The following is a 19918-nucleotide window of genomic DNA, read 5'->3' on the forward strand; positions in this document are numbered from 1 at the left end:
CCTGAACACCTCATCTCCCCTAAAACCCGCCCGGCTGCCCCCCGCGCTGGCGTCGGCGTTGCGACGAGACCGACATGACCGAGAACACCCAGCCTTACGTCCTCACCCTCTCCTGCCCCGACCGCCCGGGCATCGTCGCCACGGTCGCCAGTTTCCTGTTCGAGCATGGCGGCAACATCCTCGAAGCCCAGCAGTTCGACGACACCGAAAGCGGCCGCTTCTTCATGCGCGTCATGTTCGACCGCGCCGCCGGCTCGGGCACGCTGGAGGCGCTGAAGGCCGATTTCGCCGAGGTGGCGCAGAAATTCGCGCTCGACTGGCGCCTGCGCCCGCGCGGCCAGAAGCGCCGGGTGATGCTGCTGGTCTCCAAATTCGACCATTGCCTGGCCGACCTGCTCTACCGCTGGCGCATCAACGAGATCCCGATGGAAATCGTCGCCATCGCCGCCAACTACCCGCGCGAGACCTACGCCCATCTCGATTTCGCGGACATCCCGTTCCACCATCTGCCGGTCACCAAGGCGACCAAGATGGAGCAGGAAGCCCAGCTCTGGGAGCTGTTCCAGTCGAGCGGGGCGGAAGTGGCGGTGCTGGCGCGCTACATGCAGGTGCTGTCCGACGGGCTGTCGGCCAAGCTGTCCGGGCGCTGCATCAACATCCACCACTCCTTCCTGCCGGGCTTCAAGGGCGCCAAGCCCTATCACCAGGCGCATGAGCGCGGGGTGAAGCTGATCGGCGCCACCGCCCATTACGTCACCTCCGACCTCGACGAAGGCCCGATCATCGAGCAGGACGTGGAGCGCATCAGCCACCAGGACTCCGCCGAGGACCTGGTGCGCAAGGGCCGCGACATCGAGCGCCGCGTGCTCGCCCGGGCGCTGGCCTGGCACCTCGACGACCGCGTGCTGATGAACGGGCACAAGACCGTCGTGTTCCGCGACTGAGAGGGATATGCGTGCTTCGAGACGCGGGGCGCTGCCCCGCTCCTCAGCATGACGATGTCGTTCGACGCGCCCGCACCCCGGGAGTGGGCGTAGCCGTCATCCTGAGGTGCCCGGCTTGCCGGGCCTCGAAGGACGCAGGATGAGTGCCGCCCTGGCAAGGGCACCGCGCTGGAGGAAAAAATGGTCGAGACCCGCCTGATCGACGGCAAGGCGTTCGCCGAAGGAATGCGCGCCCGCCTCAAGGACGAGGTGGCGGCGTTCGAGACGGAGACCGGCGTCACCCCCGGCCTCGCCGTGGTGCTCGTCGGCGAGGATCCGGCGAGCGCGGTCTATGTCCGCAACAAGGGCAAGCAGACGGTGGAGGCCGGCATGGCCTCGATCGAGCACAAGCTGCCGGCCGACACCTCGCAGGAGGACGTGCTGGCGCTGGTGCGCGCGCTCAACGCCGATGCGAGCGTGCACGGCATCCTCGTGCAGCTTCCCCTGCCCGGCCACATCGACGCGCAGGCGGTGCTCGCCACCATCGACCCGGCCAAGGATGTCGACGGCTTCCATGTGGTGAATGCCGGCCGCCTCGCGGTCGGGCTCGACGCGCTGGTGCCCTGCACGCCGCTCGGCTGCGTCATGCTGCTGAAGGACACGCTCGGCTCGCTCGCCGGGCTGGAGGCGGTGGTGGTGGGGCGCTCCAACATCGTCGGCAAGCCGCTGGCGCAGCTGCTGCTGCGCGAGGACGCCACCGTCACCATCGCCCATTCGCGCACCCGCGATCTTCCGTCCGTGTGCCGGCGCGCCGACATACTGATCGGTGCGGTGGGGCGGCCGGAGATGATCAAGGGCGACTGGATCAAGCCGGGCGCGACGGTGATCGATGTCGGCATCAACCGCGTCGAGAAGCCCGGCGGCGGCACGCGCCTCGTCGGCGACGTCGCCTTCGACGAGGCGCAGGGCATCGCCGGCGCCATCACCCCGGTGCCCGGCGGCGTCGGCCCGATGACCATCGCCTGCCTGTTGGCCAACACGCTGACGGCGGCACGGCGGCAGGTGAAGGGGTGACGGTGCCGGGCCGAAGGTGATCGCAAGGTGCATATGCGGCGAACGACTTTCCTTCCCTCTCCCCGTGGGGGAGAGGTGGCCCGCGAAGCGGGTCGGTGAGGGACTGCGCGATTGCGGAGCGTCTAAGACCCCTCACCCCAACCCTCTCCCCGTGGGGGAGAGGGAGAAACCGCTGTCGTTGCTGACGTTTGCGACTATGAGCAGGCTCTCGGGATAGAGGTCTTCTTTCGATTGAGATGGACCTCATCCTGAGGCGCGCGCGCTGCGAGCCTCGAAGGATGGTTCTCTCACGCACCCGGACGAGCCTCCTACGCGGCCCGGCCTGTGGCCGGGCTCCTCAGGAGGACGTCGCGAACAGCCAAGGAGGGCGCCCCCTCACGCCCGCGGCATGCGGTTCCAGGCGTCGAGGCCGGCGATCTTGTAGGCCTCGGCGAGGGTGGGGTAGTTGAACGTGTTCTCGATGAAATAGTCGATCGTGCCCTTCAGGTTCAGCACCGCCTGGCCGATGTGGATCAGCTCGGTGGCGCCCTCGCCGACGATGTGCACGCCGAGCAGGCGGCGCGTCTTCACCGAGAAGATCATCTTCATCATTCCGTTGTTCAGCCCCATGATGTGGCCGCGCGAGGTCTCGCGGAAGCGGGCGATGCCGCACTCATAGGGAATCTCGCGCTTGCGCACCTCCTCCTCGCTCATGCCGACGGTGGACATTTCCGGCACCGAATAGATGCCATAGGGGAAGAATTCCGGCGGCGGCGGCGGCTGCAGCCCGAAGGCGTGGCAGGCGGCGACCCGGCCCTGCTCCATCGAGGTCGAGGCGAGGCTGGGGAAGCCGATGACGTCGCCGGCGGCGTAGATGTGCGGCACGGCGGTCTGCAGCGTCTTCGGTTCCACCGCGATGCGCCCGCGATGGTCGACGGCGAGCCCGGCCGCCTCCAGGTTGAGCCGGTCGGTGGCGCCGACCCGGCCGGCGGCGAAGAGCAGCATGTCGGACTGCACCGAGCGCCCGTCGGCGAGCCTGCAGACCGGCCGCTCGTCCGGGCCGAGTTCGATGGACGTGACCGCGGCGCCGAAGCGCAGCCCCATATTGCGATCGCGCAGATCGTGGATGAACTCCTCGATCAGTTCCTTGTCGATGAAGTCGAGAAAGGTGGAGCGCGGCTCGATCAGCGTCACCGCCACGTCGAGCGCGCTGAAGATGGAGGCGTATTCGACGCCGATGACGCCGGCGCCGATGACCGCGAGGCTGCGCGGCAGCTTGGGCAGGTCGACGATCTCGTCGCTGTCGAACACGCTCATGCCGTTGAACGGCACGTAATCGGGCCGGAACGGGCGGGTGCCGACGGCGATGAGCACATGCGCGCCGGTGACGGTGTCGACGTCGCCGGCCTCGCCGGTGATCTCGACGGTGTGCGGGTCGACGAATCGGGCCTCGCCGCGCGCGGTCTTCACGCCGTTGCGGGCAAACTGGTGCTCCAGCACGTCGACCTCGTGGTCCAGCGTCTTGTGCAGGCGCGACATCAGATCGCCGGCGGCGATGTCCTGCTTCACCCGGTAGGAGCGGCCGTAGAAGCCGCGCTCGCGCCAGCCGGAGAGGTTGAGCACCGTCTCGCGCAGCGTCTTGGAGGGAATGGTGCCGGTATGGACCGAGACTCCGCCGACGCGGCGGCCCTTTTCCACCACCAGCACGGACTTGCCGATCTTGGCCGACTGGACGGCGGCGCGGCGGCCGGAGGGGCCGCTGCCGATGACAATCATGTCGAAATCGTACATGGAGACGTCGGACCATTTTCTGGCAGCAGGGGACTACCGTTCATCGATGCACGATGAATGCCAAGCTTCGATGACGGGGTCCTGCACGCCGCGCTTGGCTTTTGCCGCGGAAACGGCTCCCATCGGTCGTCCGATGCACAGGGAGAAGCCAAGGTGAACGAGACGCCACGCAAGCGCGCAGCCCGGACGGCGGACGGCAAGGTCGCCGCCGTCGCGAGCGTCGGCGAGGAGCTGACCACCGGCTCGGGCGCGCCGCTGGTCAATGAGCGCACGCTGGAACAGGCGCTCGGCCAGCAGGTGCGCGCCATACGCCGCGAGCTCGACCTCACCGTCTCCGACCTCGCCAGCGCGGCCGGCATCTCGGTCGGCATGCTGTCGAAGATCGAGAACGGCCTGATCTCGCCGTCGCTGGCGACGCTGCAGGCGATCTCCAACGTGCTGAACGTGCCGATCTCGACGCTGTTCACCACCTTCGAGGAGAAGCGGGACTGCTCCTTCGTGCCGGCCGGACAGGGCGTGCACATCGAGCGGCGCGGCACCAAGGTGGGGCACCAATACGAGCTGCTCGGCCACGCGCTGGGCGGCGAGGTGGCGGTCGAGCCCTATCTCATCACGCTGAGCGAGGAGGCGGTGCCCTATACCGGCTTCCGCCATGCCGGGGTGGAGTTCATCCACATGCTCACCGGCGAGGTGATCTACCGCCACGGCGACCGCACCTATCACCTGCGGCCGGGCGATTCGCTGCTGTTCGATTCCGCCGCCACGCATGGGCCGGAGGAACTGCTGGTGCGGCCGATGAGCTACCTCTCCATCATCATCTACCCGCGCATGCCGGACCGCTAAAGGTTTCCTCAGAAGAAAATTTTATTCTCCTATTATTGACGCCCGCGCCGGCGGCTCCTAAAAGATTGGGCACGTCCTTCCACCGCCCTTTCCACCTTGCCTGCCAGGAGTTCCGCCATGTGCGGCATTGTCGGCCTGTTCCTGAAGCAGCCGAAGCTGGAGCCGGAACTCGGCGCCATGCTTTCGGAAATGCTCGACATCATGTGTGACCGCGGGCCGGATTCGGCCGGTTTCGCCGTCTACGGCGCCGGCACGCCCGGTTTCGTGAAGCTCACGCTGCGCGGCCCCGCCGGCACGGATTTTTCCGCGCTCGGCGCCGAGATCGGCCACCTCGTCACCCCGCGCGACACCCATGCGGTGCTGAGCGTGCCCGCCGCCGAGGAAGCCACCGTCCGCGCGGCGCTGGCGCGCCTCGCGCCTGAGGTCCGCGTCGTCGGCACCGGGGCGCGCATGGAGCTCTACAAGGAAGTCGGCCTGCCCGCCGACGTCGCCAAACGCTTCAAGCTGGAATCGATGAGCGGCACCCACGCCATCGGCCACACCCGCATGGCGACCGAGAGCGCCGTGACCACGGACGGCGCCCACCCCTTCTCCACCGGCCCCGACCAGTGCCTCGTGCACAATGGCTCGCTGTCCAACCATGCCGGCGTGCGCCGGCTGCTGGCCCGTGAGGGGCTGGAAGTGACGACCGAGAACGACAGCGAGGTCGCGGCCGCCTACCTCACCTACCGCATGCGCGGCGGCGACACTCTGGGCGAGGCGCTGGAGCACTCGCTCGACGACCTCGACGGCTTCTACACCTTCGTCGTCGGCACCGAGAGCGGCTTCGGCGTGCTGCGCGACCCGATCGCCTGCAAGCCGGCCGTCATGGCCGAGACCGACGACTACGTCGCCTTCGCCTCCGAATACCGCGCGCTCGCCGGGCTGCCGGGCATCGAGACCGCGCGGGTGTTCGAGCCGGAACCGGCGCGTGTCTATTTCTGGGATCGTGCAGCATGAGCCTGAAGCTGAAGCCCCTCGCCGCCACCGGCGAAACCTTTTTCGATCTTGCCGTCTCTCCGCTGCGCGAGCTGAACGCGACCCTGCACGGGCTGCCGGCGGACACCAACGAGACCTGGTGGAAGATCGCCAACCCGGCCGGCCGCCACGCCATCGCGGCGGGGCTCGACGTGCCCGTCACCGTCGAGATCGACGGACCGGTCGGCTATTACTGCGCCGGCATGAACAAGCAGGCGCACGTCATCATCAACGGCAATGCCGGGGTGGGCGTGGCCGAGAACATGATGAGCGGCCTCGTTCATGTGAAGGGCGATGCCAGCCAGTCGGCCGGCGCCACCGCCCATGGCGGCCTGCTCGTCGTCGACGGCAACGCCTCGGCGCGCTGCGGCATCTCGATGAAGGGCATCGACATCGTGGTGAAGGGCGCCATCGGCCATATGAGCGCCTTCATGGCGCAGGCCGGCACCCTCACCGTGCTGGGCGACGCCGGCGAGGCGCTGGGCGACAGCCTGTACGAGGCCAAGCTGTTCGTGCGCGGCTCGGTCGCCAGTCTCGGCGCCGACTGCGTCGAGAAGGAGATGCGCGAGGAGCACAAGGCGCTGCTGGCCGAGAAGCTCGCGGCCGCCGGCATCCTCGGCGAGGTCGATATCTCGGAATTCCGCCGCTACGGCTCGGCCCGCACGCTCTACCATTTCCACGTCGACAACGTGTCGAGCTACTGAGGGCGCCGCGATGAACGACCACAGCAACATTCCGCGCACCACCCCTCGCGCCTCCGCCACCTTCGACGAGTACACGCTGTCGGAAATCCGCCGCGCCGCGGCCACCGGCATCTACGACATCCGCGGCGGCGGCGCCAAGCGCAAGGTTCCGCATTTCGACGACCTGCTGTTCCTCGGCGCGTCGATGTCGCGCTACCCGCTGGAGGGCTATCGCGAGAAGTGCTCCACCGAGGTCGTGCTCGGCACCCGCTTCGCCAAGAAGCCGATCGAGCTGAAGATCCCGATCACCATCGCCGGCATGAGCTTCGGCTCGCTCTCGGCCAACGCCAAGGAAGCGCTCGGGCGCGGCGCCTCGGCCATGGGCACCTCCACCACCACCGGCGATGGCGGCATGACCAATGAGGAGCGCGGGCACTCGACCCAGCTCGTCTACCAGTATCTGCCCTCGCGCTACGGCATGAACCCGGACGACCTCAAGCGCGCTGACGCCATCGAGGTGGTGGTCGGCCAGGGCGCCAAGCCCGGCGGCGGCGGCATGCTGCTCGGCCAGAAGATCACCGAGCGCGTCGCCGGCATGCGCACGCTCCCCGTCGGCATCGACCAGCGCTCGGCCTGCCGCCACCCGGACTGGACCGGCCCGGACGACCTCGAGATCAAGATCGAGGAACTGCGCGAGATCACCGACTGGGAGAAGCCGATCTATGTGAAGGTCGGCGCCGCCCGGCCCTATTACGACACCGCGCTGGCGGTGAAGTCGGGCGCCGACGTGGTGGTGGTCGACGGCATGCAGGGCGGCACCGCCGCCACGCAGGAAATCTTCATCGAGCATGTCGGCATCCCCACGCTCGCCGCCGTGCGGCAGGCGGTGAAGGCGCTGCAGGATCTCGGCATGCACCGCAAGGTGCAGCTCGTCGTCTCCGGCGGCATCCGCAACGGGGCGGACGTGGCCAAGGCGCTGGCGCTCGGCGCCGACGCGGTCGCCATCGGCACCGCGGCCCTCGTGGCGCTCGGCGACAACGACCCCCATTACCAGGCCGAGTACGAGGCGCTCGGCACCCGCGCCGGCGCCTATGACGACTGGCACGAGGGACGCGACCCCGCCGGCATCACCACGCAGGACCCGGCGCTGATGGCCCGGCTCGACCCCATCGCCGCCGGCCGCCGGCTCGCCAACTATCTCGCCGTGCTGACGCTGGAGTGCCAGACCATCGCCCGCGCCTGCGGCAAGAGCCACGTCCACAACCTGGAGCCCGAGGACCTGGTGGCCCTCACCATCGAGGCCGCCGCCATGGCCAATGTGCCGCTGGCGGGCACCGACTGGATACCGGGGAAGACGGGCGGGTTCTGAGGGGACGTTCCGACATGACGCGCGTCATTCGGGTCGGGCTCGACCTTCTGTCCTCTCCCCATCGGGGAGAGGTGGCCCGCGAAGCGGATCGGTGGGGCGACAAGCTGGGATAGCGCAGAGCCCCCTCACCCCACCCTCTCCCCACGGGGAGAGGGCGAAGACCCCGGGCAAGTTTCCGCGCCCGGCGCGAGACTTGCACGACCACCAACGAGCCCCAACGGGCCGGGGAACAGCGAAACCGGATTGAACCATGGCCAATGATCTCGCCCACGCCGCCAAGGAACTCGGCATCAAGTATTTCCTGATCTCCTATGTCGACCTGTTCGGGGGGCTGCGGGCGAAACTGGTGCCCTCCGCCGCCATCGGCGGCATGCAGAGGGCCGGCGCGGGCTTTGCCGGCTTCGCCACCTGGCTCGACATGAGCCCGGCCGACGCCGACCTGTTCGCGGTCCCCGACCCGGAGAGCCTGATCCAGCTGCCGTGGAAGCCGGAAGTCGGCTGGCTCGCCTCCGACCTCGTGATGAACGACGAATTGGTGGCGCAGGCGCCGCGCAACGTGCTGAAGTCGACCATGCTCGGCGCCGACAGCGTCGGCTACCTGATGAAGACCGGCGTCGAGTGCGAGTTCTTCCTCACCAATGCCGACGGCACCAAGATCTCCGACGCCGCCGACAACGCCACCAAGCCCTGCTACGACCAGTCCGCCCTGATGCGCCGCTACGACGTCATCAAGGAAATCTGCGACTGCATGCTCGCGCTGGGCTGGGGCCCCTACCAGAACGACCACGAGGACGCCAACGGCCAGTTCGAGATGAACTGGGACTTCGCCGACGCGCTCGTCACCGCCGACCGCCACGTCTTCTTCAAGTACATGGCGCGCTCCATCGCCGAGAAGCACGGGCTGCGCGCCACCTTCATGCCCAAGCCGTTCATCGACCTCACCGGCTCGGGCTGCCACATGCACACCTCGCTGTGGGGCCCGGACGGCGCCAACCTGTTCGAGGACGAGGACGGCGAGCTCGGCCTTTCCGACATCGGCTATAATTTCATCGGCGGCCTGATCCACTCGGCCGACGCGCTGTGCGCCTTCACCAACCCGACGGTGAACTCCTACAAGCGCATCAACGCGCCGCGCACCGTCTCCGGCGCCACCTGGGCGCCCAACACCGTCACCTATACCGGCAACAACCGCACCCACATGATCCGCATCCCCGACGCGGGCCGGCTGGAGCTGCGCCTGCCCGACGGCGCGGCCAACCCCTATCTCGCCCCCGCCGCCGTGCTCGCCGCCGGCCTCGACGGCATCCAGAACCAGCGCGACCCGGGCAAGCGGCTCGACATCAACATGTACACGGACGGCCACAAGGTGCGCGGCGCCAAGAAGCTGCCGCTCAACCTGCTCGACGCCATCCGCGCGCTGGAGAAGTCCTCGGTGCTGCGCAATGCGCTCGGCGCGCCGCTGCTCGACGGCTACATCAAGCTGAAGACCGAGGAGTGGAACGCCTATTCGCGCCACCTCACCCAGTGGGAGCGCGACAACACGCTCGACATCTGACGCGGCGCGGCACGGGCCCGCCACAATCCCCAGGGCCCGACCCTGGGGATTTGTCGCCGTCGATTGTCCCCAGTTCAAAGCCGCTTTAGGGCGCGATACGGTATTCTATACCTCGCGCACGGTTGGCGGCGGTGTAGGCTCAGACCGCAATCGGGACATCCAGACGCACGGATTCGGAGCCACAGTTGAAGCATCACGTACTGATCACGGGAACGGGACGCGCCGGAACGTCGTTTCTGGTTCAACTACTTACCAATCTTGGTCTCGACACCGGGTTCAAGTCGAAAAAACTCTCGCTCGACCCCATCGCCCATGCCGGCCTCGAGAAGAATCCGAGGGCGAGCGATGCGCCCTACATCGTCAAGAACCCCTGGATCTGCGATTCCATCGAGGAAATCCTGACCGATACGTCGATCCGCATCGACCACGTCTTCATTCCGGTGCGGAACTTCGAGGCCGCCGCCGCCAGCCGCCGATACGTGCAGAAGGCCAATACCGGCAGCGAGGACCTGCTGCGCCCGGTCGCCGGCGGGCTCTGGCACGTGGAGAAGGGAGCCGATCAGGGCGAACTCCTGCGGCGTCAGTTCACCCGGCTCGTCGAGCAGCTCGTCCGCTTCGACATCGACATGACCTTCATCTGGTACCCGCGGCTCACCGAAGACCCCGCCTATCTCCATTCCAAGCTCGCCGAAGGGCTGAAAATGCCGGATCTGGCGACCTTCGAGACCGTCTTCGCCCGCACCGTCCGGCCGGACTGGGTCCACCAGTTCGGCGCCGAGGACACGAACGGGCCCGCCTGACCACGCGGTCCGGCACGCGTCCGGCGTTCAGTCCCGCACCGAGAACGGCACCACCCCGCGCCGGTCGGGATCGAGCGTGATCTCGCGGTCGAGCGGCGGGAAGGCGCGCTCCGGGCAGGTGGCGCGCGGGCAGATGCGGCAATTGACGCCGAGCGGCGCCACCGCCGCCGACTTCAGGTCGAGCCCGTCGGCATAGACCAGCTCGGCGGCGTAGGAAATCTCGCAGCCGATGCCCAGCGCGAAGCGCCGCTCGCGCTGGCCGTGGCGGATCGCCGGCTTCGACGCGCCGCGCGCCAGGCACAGATAGCGCACCCCGTCCGGCATCTCGCCGACCTGCACCAACGTGCGCGAGGGCTGCTCGAACGCCTCGTGCACGTTCCACACCGGGCAGGCGCCGCCATAGCGGGCGAACTGGAAGCGCGTGGCGCTGTGGCGCTTGATGACGTTGCCGGCGCGGTCGACCTTCAGGAAGTAGAACGGCACGCCCTTCTCGCCCGGCCGCTGCAGGGTGGAGAGGCGGTGGCAGACCTGTTCCAGGCTCGCCCCGGTCATGGCGGCGAGCAGGTCGAGATCGTGGCGCTTCTCCCGCGCGAGGCGCGCGAAGCGGCGATAGGGCAGGATCAGCGCCCCGGCATAGTAGTTCTGCAGCGACAGCCGGCAGACCTCGCGCGCCGTGGCGCTGCGGAAGCCGGCCTCGATGACGTGCCGGTCGATCAGCTCGCTCTGCTCGAAGCGGGCGATGAGCGCGGCCAGCCGGAAGGCCTGGCTGGCACGCCCCTGCGTGCGCGCCAGCGTCGCCACCCGCCGGTGGCGGTCATAGGCGAGCAGCGGCGCGTCGAGCTCGCCGGCCGGGGCCATGTCGACGACGATGTCGTGGCGCTGGCGCAGATGCTGCACCAGCACCGCCACCGCGTCGTCGCGGGCGAAGAGATCGAGCGCGGCGTTGCGCTCCTCCGCCGCGCGGTCGAGCCCGTCGACATAATTGTCGATGTAATGGAAGTGGTCGCGCACCTCCTCATAGGGCGCGAGATGGCGCGCCTCCTCGTGCGGCGCCCCCCCGCGCACCTCGCCATCGACTTCACGCGCGACCGAGACCACCGCGTCGTCGAGCGCGGCGCGGCGCTCCTCCAGCCGGCGCATCGCGCCGTGCAGGCGCAGGAAGGCATGGGCGAAGGCCGGCGCGTGGGTGGTGGCGTTCTTCAGGTCCTGCAGGCTCGGCTCCAGCCCGCGGAACACCGGATCGGCCAGCGCCTCGCGCAGATCCGCCACGATCCGATCGAGATCGTCCGCGCCGAAACGTGTAATGTCGAGGTCGAAGGTGCGGCTGATGGCGAGCAGCACCGCGGCCGTCACCGGGCGCTGGTTGCTCTCGATCTGGTTGATGTAGCTCGGCGACAGCGAGAGCCGCCGCGCGAAGTCGATCTGGGTCAGCCCCAGCCGCTCGCGGACATTGCGCACCGCATGGCCCGCGAACACCTTCTTCGACATGGCCGCTGCTCCGTAACCCGCGGGAAGTGCCTCAACTTTCCCCTCTCCCCGTCGGGGAGAGGTGGCCCGCGAAGCGGGTCGGTGAGGGGTTCTAGCGATTGCGGAGCGGTAGAGCCCCCTCTCCCCGTCTGGGAGAGGGAGAAGACCGTCCGCAGGCTCGTGTCGATTTTGTGAATTTTTTACAATTTTACGATCCGCATTTTCACATCTTATGTTTTTTGCCGCAAGGGCCTAGAAGCGAAACATGTGGCAGCAACGCGACCGAAGGTCCCGAAGAAACGCCAAGGGAAGCGCCCGATGAAGCATATTCTCGACGAGCTCGAACAGCGCCGCGCCGGCGCCCGCCTCGGGGGCGGCGAAAAGCGCATCGACGCCCAGCACAGGCGCGGCAAGCTCACCGCCCGCGAACGCATCGAGCTGCTGCTCGACACCGGCTCCTTCGAGGAGTTCGACACCTTCGTGCAGCACCGCTGCACCGATTTCGGCATGGAGAAGGCCAAGACCCCCGGCGACGGCGTCGTCACCGGCTGGGGCACGGTGAACGGCCGGCAGGTCTTCGTCTTCGCCAAGGACTTCACCGTGTTCGGCGGCTCGCTGTCCGAGGCGCACGCCGCCAAGATCACCAAGATCCAGGACCTCGCGCTGAAGACCCGCGCGCCGATCATCGGCCTGTTCGATGCCGGCGGGGCGCGCATCCAGGAAGGCGTCGCCGCGCTCGGGGGCTATGGCGAGGTGTTCCGGCGCAACGTGCTGGCGTCCGGCGTCATCCCGCAGATCTCCGTCATCATGGGCCCCTGCGCCGGCGGCGACGTCTATTCGCCGGCGATGACCGACTTCATCTTCATGGTGCGCGACACCTCCTACATGTTCGTCACCGGCCCGGAGGTGGTGAAGACCGTCACCAACGAGACCGTGACCTCCGAGGAGCTGGGCGGCGCCAAGGTGCACACCACCAAGTCCTCGGTGGCCGACGGCGCCTATGAGAACGACATCGAGTGCCTGCTGCAGATGCGCCGGCTGATCGACTTCCTGCCCGCCAACAACCAGTCCGGCCCGCCGGCCTGGCCGAGCTTCGACGATGGCGAGCGCATCGACGCCTCGCTCGACACGCTGGTGCCGGACAATCCGAACAAGCCCTACGACATGAAGGAACTGATCGCGAAGGTGGTCGACGAGGGCGACTTCTTCGAGATCCAGGGGGCCTTCGCCCGCAACATCATCACCGGCTTCGGCCGCGTCGAGGGGCGGACCGTCGGGATCGTCGCCAACCAGCCGATGGCGCTGGCGGGAGTTCTCGATGCGGATGCCTCGCGCAAGGCCGCACGCTTCGTGCGCTTCTGCGACGCCTTCGAGATTCCGATCGTCACCTTCGTCGACGTGCCCGGCTTCCTGCCCGGCACGGCGCAGGAATATGGCGGCCTGATCAAGCACGGCGCCAAGCTGCTCTTCGCCTATAGCGAGGCGACGGTGCCGCTGGTCACCGTCATCACCCGCAAGGCCTTTGGCGGCGCCTATGACGTCATGGCCTCCAAGCATATCGGCGGCGACGTCAACTATGCCTGGCCGACGGCGCAGATCGCCGTGATGGGCGCCAAGGGGGCGGTGGAGATCATCTTCCGCGCCGATATCGACGATCCCGAGAAGATCGCCGCCCGGACGAAGGAATATGAGGAACGCTTCCTCTCGCCCTTCGTCGCGGCCGAGCGCGGCTATATCGACGAGGTGATCACGCCGCGCACGACGAGGAAGCGCATCGCCCGCGCGCTCGCCATGCTCGCCTCCAAGAAGGTCGAGGCGCCGGCGAAGAAGCACGATAATCTGCCGTTGTAGCGACCTACTCCCTCTCCCCGCGGGGAGAGGGGTGGGGTGAGGGGCGAGACCGCCTCGACGCCCCGGAGCCGCCTTCCCCCTCACCCGGCGCTCCGCGCCGACCTCTCCCCTCGGGAGAGGTGAAGTAAAGGCCCGAGAACCGATGTTCTCCAAGATCCTCATCGCCAACCGTGGCGAGATCGCCTGCCGGGTCATCAAGACCGCCCGGCGCATGGGCATCAAGACGGTCGCGGTCTATTCCGACGCCGACAAGGACGCGCTGCATGTCGAGATGGCGGACGAGGCGGTGCCTATCGGGCCCGCCCCGGCCGCGCAGTCCTATCTGCTGGCGGAAAAGATCATCGAGGCGGCGAAGCGGACCGGCGCCGAGGCGGTGCATCCGGGCTACGGCTTCCTGTCCGAGCGCGCCAGCTTCGCCACCGCGCTGAAGGAAGCGGGGCTCGTCTTCATCGGCCCGAACCCGCAAGCCATCGAGGCGATGGGCGACAAGATCGAATCCAAGAAGGCGGCGGCGGCGGCGAATGTCTCCACCGTGCCGGGCTATCTCGGCGTGATCGAGGACGCGGGGCACGCCGCGCGCATCGCCGACGAGATCGGCTATCCCGTGATGATCAAGGCCTCCGCCGGCGGCGGCGGCAAGGGCATGCGCATCGCCAACTCCCGCGACGAGGTGGAAGAGGGGTTCGACCGCGCCCGCTCGGAGGCGAAGTCCTCCTTCGGCGACGACCGCGTGTTCGTCGAGAAGTTCATCGTCCAGCCGCGCCATATCGAGATCCAGGTGCTGGGCGACAAGCACGGCAACGTCGTCTATCTCGGCGAGCGCGAATGCTCGATCCAGCGCCGCAACCAGAAGGTCGTCGAGGAGGCGCCCTCGCCGCTGCTCGACGAGGCCACCCGCAAGAAGATGGGCGAGCAGGCCGTCGCGTTGGCCAAGGCGGTGAACTACGACAGCGCCGGCACGGTGGAATTCGTCGCCGGACAGGACAAGTCGTTCTACTTCCTCGAAATGAACACCCGCCTGCAGGTCGAGCACCCGGTGACCGAGCTGATCACCGGCATCGACCTGGTCGAGCAGATGATCCGCGTCGCCGCCGGCGAGAAGCTCGCCATCGCGCAGGACGACGTGACGCTGAACGGCTGGGCGGTGGAGAGCCGGGTCTATGCCGAGGATCCCTATCGCGGCTTCCTGCCCTCCATCGGCCGGCTCACCCGCTACAGGCCCCCGGCGGAAGGCGTGACCAACGCCATCACCGTGCGCAACGACACCGGCGTCTATGAGGGCGGGGAGATCTCGCTCTATTACGACCCGATGATCGCCAAGCTGATCACCCACGCGCCGACCCGCGAGGAGGCGATCGAGGCGCAGGCGGACGCGCTCGACGCCTTCGCCATCGACGGCATCCAGCACAACATCCCGTTCCTCTCGGCGCTGATGACGCATGAGCGCTGGCGGGCGGGGCGGCTCTCCACCGGCTTCATCGCCGAGGAATACCCCGACGGCTTCCACGCCACGGCGCCGACCCCGGCGCTGGCCCGCAAGCTCGCGGCGGTGGCGGCGGTGATCGACAATGTCGGCAATGCGCGCAAGCGCAAGATCTCCGGCCAGCTCGCCGGCCGGCCGGTGGTGTTCGAGCATCAGCGCGTGGTGCGGCTCGGCGATCTCAGCCTTGCCTGCGAGGTCGACCGCGCGGCGGGCGGCTTCATCGTCACCTTCCTCGACGGCGAGGGCCGGCCCAACGGCACGCATGAGCTGCGCTCCGGCTGGCAGCCGGGCGAGCCGGTGTGGAACGGCGTGTTCGACGACGAGGCGATCGCCGTGCAGGTGCGCCCGCGCCTCAACGGCGTGGCGCTGGCCCATCGCGGCATCGCCGCCGACGCGCTGGTCTATACGCGGCGCGAGGCGGAGCTGGCCGCGCTGATGCCGGTGAAGGAACAGGCCGGCAGCGGCAAGCAGCTTCTCTGCCCGATGCCCGGCCTCGTCGTCTCGGTCGCCGTCTCCGAGGGGCAGGAGGTGAAGGCCGGCGAGGCGCTCGCCATCGTCGAGGCGATGAAGATGGAGAACGTGCTGCGCGCCGAACGCGACGCCACGGTCAGCCGGATTCTGGCGAAGGCGGGCGACAGCCTCGCCGTCGACGCCGTGATCCTCGAATTCGCCTGAACCGGGAGCGCCGCGATGGAACGCCCTCTCGACCTCGCCGCCTTCCCCGCCGCCAGCCGCACGGACTGGCTGAAGCTGGTCGAGGGCGTGCTGAAGGGCGCGCCCTACGACAAGCGCATGCTGACCCGCACGGCGGACGGCTATGCGCTCGACGCGCTGCCCGAGCGCCGGCGCGCGGCGACGCCCATCGCCGGGCGCCTGGCCGGCGCGCCGTGGCGGGTGATCGCGCGCATCGACCATGACGACCCGGCGGCGGCCAATGCGCAGCTTCTGGAAGACCTCAATGGCGGCGCCGACGGCGCCACGCTGGTCTTCGCCTCGGCGCCCTCGGCCGGCGGCTTCGGCCTGCCGACCCGTTTCGAGGAGATCGTGCGGGCGCTGGACGGGGTGATGCCGGAGATCGCGACGCTGCGCGTCGAGGCCGGCGGCTTTCAGGGCCGTGACATCGCGCTGGCGCTGGCAAGGCTGTTCGAGAAGGCCGATCCGGCCGCGCTCGACCTGCGCTTCGGCCTCGATCCGATCGGTGATTTCGCCGCCCTCGGGGCCGCGCCGATCGAATGGGAGGCGCTTTCCGCCCGCCTCGGCCAGACGGTCACGGCGCTGCGCGGGCGCGGCCTCACCGCGCCGATGGTGCGCGCGGACGGACGCCTGCACCATGGCGCCGGCGCCACCGACGCGCAGGAACTCGCCGGCGTGCTCGCCACCGCCATCGCCTATCTGCGGGCGCTGGACGCGGCCGGCCTGCCGCTGGAGGATGCCGCGTCCGCCATCGAGGTGACGCTGACTGCCGATGTCGACCAGTTCGGCACGCTGGCCAAGCCGCGCGCCTTCCGCCAGCTCTGGGCGGCGGCGCTCGGCGCCTGCGGCCTCACGGCGAAGCCGGTGGCGATCCACATGGAGACCGCGTGGCGTTCGCTCACCCGGCAGGACCCCTATGTGAACCTGCTGCGCGGCACCGTCGCCGCCTTCGCCGCTGGCGTGGGCGGGGCGGACAGCCTCACTGTGCTGCCGTTCACGCAGGCCATCGGCCTGCCGGACGACTTCGCCCGGCGGCTGGCGCGCAACACGCAGATCATCCTGATGGAGGAAGCCAACGTCCACCGCGTCGCCGATCCCGGCGCCGGGGCCGGCGCCATCGAGGAGCGCACCGAAAAGCTCGCGCCGGCGGCGTGGGAGCTTTTCCGCCAGATCGAGCGCGAGGGCGGCATGGTGGAGGCCCTGGCCTCCGGCGCCTGGCAGGGCCGGCTCGCGGCGGCGCGGGCCGCGCGATTGAGGGACATCGCCACGCGCCGCCTGCCGCTCACCGGCACCTCGGAATTCCCGCTGCTCGGCGAGGCCGTGCCGCCGGTTCTCGCCCCCGCCCGCCGCCGCGCCGCACCCGCCCCATCCGAGGGCGCGCTGCTGTGCGAGCCACTGGCGGGCGAGCGCCTGGCCGCGCCGTTCGAACGGCTGCGCGACGCGGCGGCGGCGACGGCGCCGCGCGTCTTCCTCGCCAATCTCGGCACCCCGGCCGACTTCACCCCCCGCGCCGGCTTTGCCCGCGCCGCCTTCGAGGCCGGCGGCATCGCCGCCCTCTCGAATGACGGCTTCACCGACTGGAACGTGCTTGCCGAGGCTTTCCGCGCCTCCGGCGCGCGCCTCGCCTGCCTGTGCTCGTCGGACGCGGTCTATGCCGCGGCGGCGGAGAAGGCGGCCAAGGCGCTGAAGGCGGCGGGCGCGTCGACCCTCGTCCTCGCCGGCAAGCCCGGCGAAGACGAAGCGGCCCAGCGCGCCGCCGGCATCGACGCCTATCTCTTCGCCGGCGTCGACCTCGTCGCCTTCCTCGGGGAAGCGCAGGCACGGCTCGGCATCACCGCAACGCGGGAGGGCTCGCAATGACCAGCACCGCTCGTCGCATCCCCGACTTCGCGGCGCTCGACTGGCGCGCGCCGCACCTGCCCGCGCCGGCCGCCGGCACGGACGACTGGACGACGCCCGAGGGCATCGCGGTGAAGCCGCTCTACGGGCCCGACGACATTGCCGGCCTCGGCTTCGTCGACAGCTATCCCGGCATCGCGCCCTATCTGCGCGGGCCCTACCCGACCATGTACGCGACCCAGCCCTGGACGATCCGGCAATATGCCGGCTTCTCCACGGCGGAGGATTCCAACGCCTTCTACCGCCGCAACCTGGCCGCCGGGCAGAAGGGGCTCTCGGTCGCCTTCGACCTCGCCACCCATCGCGGCTATGACTCCGATCATCCCCGCGTCGCCGGCGATGTCGGCATGGCGGGCGTGGCCATCGACTCGATCTACGACATGCGCACGCTGTTCTCCGGCATCCCGCTGGACCAGATGAGCGTGTCGATGACCATGAACGGCGCGGTGCTGCCGATCCTCGCGCTCTATGTCGTCGCGGCCGAGGAGCAGGGCGTGACGCCGGCCCAGCTCTCCGGCACCATCCAGAACGACATCCTCAAGGAGTTCATGGTCCGCAACACCTATATCTACCCGCCCGGCCCCTCGATGCGGATCATCTCCGACATCTTCGCCTTCACCTCGGCGAACATGCCGCGCTTCAACTCGATCTCGATCTCCGGCTATCACATGCAGGAAGCCGGGGCGACGCAGGACCTGGAGCTCGCCTACACGCTGGCGGACGGGCTGGAATATGCCCGCGCCGGCGTCGCGGCCGGCCTTCCCATAGACGTCTTCGCGCCGCGCCTGTCGTTCTTCTGGGCGATCGGCATGAACTTCTTCATGGAGGTCGCCAAGCTGCGCGCCGCCCGGCTGATCTGGGCCAGGCTGATGAAGGATCTCGGCGCGCAGAACCCCAAGTCGCTGCCGCTGCGCACCCATTGCCAGACCTCCGGCTGGAGCCTGACCGCGCAGGACGTGTTCAACAACGTCATGCGCACCATGGTCGAGGCGATGGCGGCGACGCAGGGCCATACCCAGTCGCTGCACACCAACGCCCTCGACGAGGCGCTGGCGCTGCCCACCGACTTCTCCGCCCGCATCGCCCGCAACACCCAGCTCCTGCTGCAGCAGGAAAGCGGCACCACCCGCGCCATCGACCCGTGGGGCGGCTCCTTCCATGTCGAGCGCCTGACCGCCGACCTCGCCGAGCGGGCACTCGCCCATATCGCCGAGGTGGAAGCGCTCGGCGGCATGGCCAAGGCGATCGAGGCCGGCATCCCCAAGCTGCGCATCGAGGAGGCCGCCGCCACGACGCAGGCGCGCATCGATTCCGGCGCCCAGACCGTGGTCGGCGTCAACAAGTACCGGCCCGAGCGCGAGACGCCGATCGACGTGCTCAAGGTCGACAATTCGGCCGTGCGCGCCGCCCAGCTGGAAAAGCTCGCGCGGCTCAGGGCCGAGCGCGACCCGAAGGCGGTGGAAGCGGCGCTCGCGGCGCTGGAGAATGGTGCGCGCGCAGATGCCAACCTTCTCGCGCTCGCCATCGATGCGGCCCGCGCCAAGGCGACGGTGGGCGAGATCTCCGACGCGCTGGAGCGCGTCTTCGGCCGGCACCGGGCGGAAATCCGCGCGGTCTCCGGCGTCTATCGTCGGGAGGCGGGAGCGATGACGGACAGGGTGTCCCGCGTGCGCGAGCGCGTCGAGGCCTTCGAGCACGAGGAAGGCCGCCGCCCGCGCATCCTCGTCGCCAAGGTCGGGCAAGACGGGCATGACCGAGGCCAGAAGGTGATCGCCTCCGCCTTCGCCGACCTCGGCTTCGATGTCGATATCGGCCCGCTCTTCGCCACGCCGGAGGAAGCCGCGCGGCAGGCGGTGGAGAACGACGTGCACGTCATCGGCATCTCGTCGCTGGCCGCCGGCCATCTCACGCTGGTGCCGCAGGTGAAGGCGGCGCTCGCCGCCGAGGGGCGGCCGGACATCATGGTCGTGGTCGGCGGCGTGGTGCCGCCGCAGGATTACGACGCCGTCCATGCCGCCGGCGCCGAGGCGATCTATCCGCCCGGCACGGTGATCGCGGACGCCGCCGAGCAGCTCGTCGACAAGCTGGCGCAGCGGCTCGGCCACAAGCGGCAGGCGGCGGAGTAGGCAGCGACCCGCTGCCCCTCGCAGCGGCAGGCAGGGCGGCCTGACTGAATAAGCGGCATACTGCGCGGTTCGTGTGCCATCGGCGTGACCGGCGCACCTATCCGGCCGCTCATCCCGCGAGCCTCGCCCGCAGGTGCCATTCCCGCGGGATGGACGTCATCCTGAGGTGTCCGGCCAGCGGCCGGGCCTCGAAGGAGGCTCGCCCGCGCGCCAGAAACCCAATTCCTTTCGAGGCCACCTGCGGCGGCGCCTCGGGATGACGGCGCCTCGTCCGGGGCGCGACCCTAGGCCGGGCTTGCGGAGCCCTTCAACGCAATGACCCGCCTTGGCACGTCGTTTGCTTACAGGCTTGTATACAAGTTTGT

General features: G+C 69.0%; 14 protein-coding genes. 12 read left to right on the plus strand and 2 right to left on the minus strand.

Translation table 11 applies throughout. The annotated features are described in order from the left end of the window. Positions 1–74: 74 nt before the first annotated feature. Entirely contained in the window at positions 75–944 is an 870-nt protein-coding gene (purU, locus tag AC1PZ7_RS20700; protein ID WP_482357072.1) for a formyltetrahydrofolate deformylase, read from the plus strand. 180 nt (positions 945–1124) lie between these two features. Next, complete coding sequence (gene folD / locus AC1PZ7_RS20705) at positions 1125–1997, plus strand: bifunctional methylenetetrahydrofolate dehydrogenase/methenyltetrahydrofolate cyclohydrolase FolD (RefSeq protein ID WP_482357073.1); 873 nt, start codon at positions 1125–1127, stop codon at positions 1995–1997. Positions 1998–2372: 375 nt separating this feature from the next. On the opposite strand, the gene sthA is transcribed toward folD, so the two are convergent. Continuing rightward, the gene (sthA, locus tag AC1PZ7_RS20710) at positions 2373–3767 is read right to left on the minus strand and encodes a Si-specific NAD(P)(+) transhydrogenase (RefSeq protein WP_482357074.1); all 1395 of its coding nucleotides are present in this window, start codon (positions 3765–3767) and stop codon (positions 2373–2375) included. 153 nt (positions 3768–3920) lie between these two features. On the opposite strand from sthA, the gene AC1PZ7_RS20715 reads away from it, so the two are divergent. The 6 genes from AC1PZ7_RS20715 to AC1PZ7_RS20740 all read left to right on the plus strand — a co-directional run bounded on the left by AC1PZ7_RS20715 (position 3921) and on the right by AC1PZ7_RS20740 (position 10034). Beyond that, positions 3921–4610, plus strand: a complete 690-nt coding sequence (locus tag AC1PZ7_RS20715) for a helix-turn-helix domain-containing protein (RefSeq protein ID WP_482357075.1) — start codon at positions 3921–3923, stop codon at positions 4608–4610. A gap of 117 nt (positions 4611–4727) precedes the next feature. Continuing rightward, positions 4728–5609 (plus strand): class II glutamine amidotransferase, encoded by an 882-nt coding sequence (locus tag AC1PZ7_RS20720; RefSeq protein WP_482357076.1) that lies wholly within the window; start codon positions 4728–4730, stop codon positions 5607–5609. After that, positions 5606–6331, plus strand: a complete 726-nt coding sequence (locus AC1PZ7_RS20725) for a protein glxC (protein ID WP_482357077.1) — start codon at positions 5606–5608, stop codon at positions 6329–6331. The genes AC1PZ7_RS20720 and AC1PZ7_RS20725 overlap by 4 nt, the downstream gene beginning before the upstream one ends. Positions 6332–6341: 10 nt before the next feature. Continuing rightward, positions 6342–7679: an FMN-binding glutamate synthase family protein gene (locus AC1PZ7_RS20730; protein ID WP_482357078.1), complete on the plus strand. Its 1338-nt coding sequence runs from the start codon at positions 6342–6344 to the stop codon at positions 7677–7679. A gap of 250 nt (positions 7680–7929) precedes the next feature. Further along, positions 7930–9234, plus strand: a complete 1305-nt coding sequence (gene glnT / locus AC1PZ7_RS20735) for a type III glutamate--ammonia ligase (RefSeq protein ID WP_482357079.1) — start codon at positions 7930–7932, stop codon at positions 9232–9234. Between the two features lie 185 nt (positions 9235–9419). Next, a complete protein-coding gene (locus AC1PZ7_RS20740) occupies positions 9420–10034 on the plus strand; it encodes a hypothetical protein (RefSeq protein ID WP_482357080.1) in 615 nt (204 codons plus the stop codon). Positions 10035–10061: 27 nt separating this feature from the next. Here AC1PZ7_RS20740 and AC1PZ7_RS20745 read toward each other — a convergent pair whose 3' ends face one another. Further along, entirely contained in the window at positions 10062–11522 is a 1461-nt protein-coding gene (locus tag AC1PZ7_RS20745; RefSeq protein WP_482357081.1) for a helix-turn-helix domain-containing protein, read from the minus strand. A 297-nt stretch (positions 11523–11819) separates the two neighbouring features. Here AC1PZ7_RS20745 and AC1PZ7_RS20750 point away from each other — a divergent pair, with 297 nt between their 5' ends. From AC1PZ7_RS20750 to scpA, 4 genes are all read left to right on the plus strand, one after another. Then, complete coding sequence (locus AC1PZ7_RS20750; protein WP_482357082.1) at positions 11820–13352, plus strand: acyl-CoA carboxylase subunit beta; 1533 nt, start codon at positions 11820–11822, stop codon at positions 13350–13352. Positions 13353–13494: 142 nt separating this feature from the next. Then, positions 13495–15510, plus strand: coding sequence for an acetyl-CoA carboxylase biotin carboxylase subunit (locus AC1PZ7_RS20755; RefSeq protein ID WP_482357083.1), 2016 nt, complete (start codon positions 13495–13497; stop codon positions 15508–15510). A 15-nt stretch (positions 15511–15525) separates the two neighbouring features. Then, positions 15526–17388 carry a methylmalonyl-CoA mutase family protein gene (locus tag AC1PZ7_RS20760; RefSeq protein WP_482357084.1) on the plus strand — a complete coding sequence of 621 codons (1863 nt, stop codon included), beginning with the start codon at positions 15526–15528 and terminating at the stop codon, positions 17386–17388. Next, the gene (scpA, locus tag AC1PZ7_RS20765) at positions 17385–19553 is read left to right on the plus strand and encodes a methylmalonyl-CoA mutase (RefSeq protein ID WP_482357085.1); all 2169 of its coding nucleotides are present in this window, start codon (positions 17385–17387) and stop codon (positions 19551–19553) included. The genes AC1PZ7_RS20760 and scpA overlap by 4 nt, the downstream gene beginning before the upstream one ends. The last annotated feature ends 365 nt before the right edge of the window (positions 19554–19918 follow it).

The sequence above is a fragment of the Ancylobacter sp. TW_SC_1 genome, assembly GCF_056836805.1.

Coding starts and splice junctions, on each gene's coding strand:
- purU (WP_482357072.1), top strand. CDS start 75: ATGACCGAGAACACCCAGCCTTACGTCCTCACCCTCTCCTGCCCCGAC.
- folD (WP_482357073.1), top strand. CDS start 1,125: ATGGTCGAGACCCGCCTGATCGACGGCAAGGCGTTCGCCGAAGGAATG.
- sthA (WP_482357074.1), bottom strand. CDS start 3,767: ATGTACGATTTCGACATGATTGTCATCGGCAGCGGCCCCTCCGGCCGC.
- AC1PZ7_RS20720 (WP_482357076.1), top strand. CDS start 4,728: ATGTGCGGCATTGTCGGCCTGTTCCTGAAGCAGCCGAAGCTGGAGCCG.
- AC1PZ7_RS20725 (WP_482357077.1), top strand. CDS start 5,606: ATGAGCCTGAAGCTGAAGCCCCTCGCCGCCACCGGCGAAACCTTTTTC.
- AC1PZ7_RS20730 (WP_482357078.1), top strand. CDS start 6,342: ATGAACGACCACAGCAACATTCCGCGCACCACCCCTCGCGCCTCCGCC.
- glnT (WP_482357079.1), top strand. CDS start 7,930: ATGGCCAATGATCTCGCCCACGCCGCCAAGGAACTCGGCATCAAGTAT.
- AC1PZ7_RS20745 (WP_482357081.1), bottom strand. CDS start 11,522: ATGTCGAAGAAGGTGTTCGCGGGCCATGCGGTGCGCAATGTCCGCGAG.
- AC1PZ7_RS20750 (WP_482357082.1), top strand. CDS start 11,820: ATGAAGCATATTCTCGACGAGCTCGAACAGCGCCGCGCCGGCGCCCGC.
- AC1PZ7_RS20755 (WP_482357083.1), top strand. CDS start 13,495: ATGTTCTCCAAGATCCTCATCGCCAACCGTGGCGAGATCGCCTGCCGG.
- AC1PZ7_RS20760 (WP_482357084.1), top strand. CDS start 15,526: ATGGAACGCCCTCTCGACCTCGCCGCCTTCCCCGCCGCCAGCCGCACG.
- scpA (WP_482357085.1), top strand. CDS start 17,385: ATGACCAGCACCGCTCGTCGCATCCCCGACTTCGCGGCGCTCGACTGG.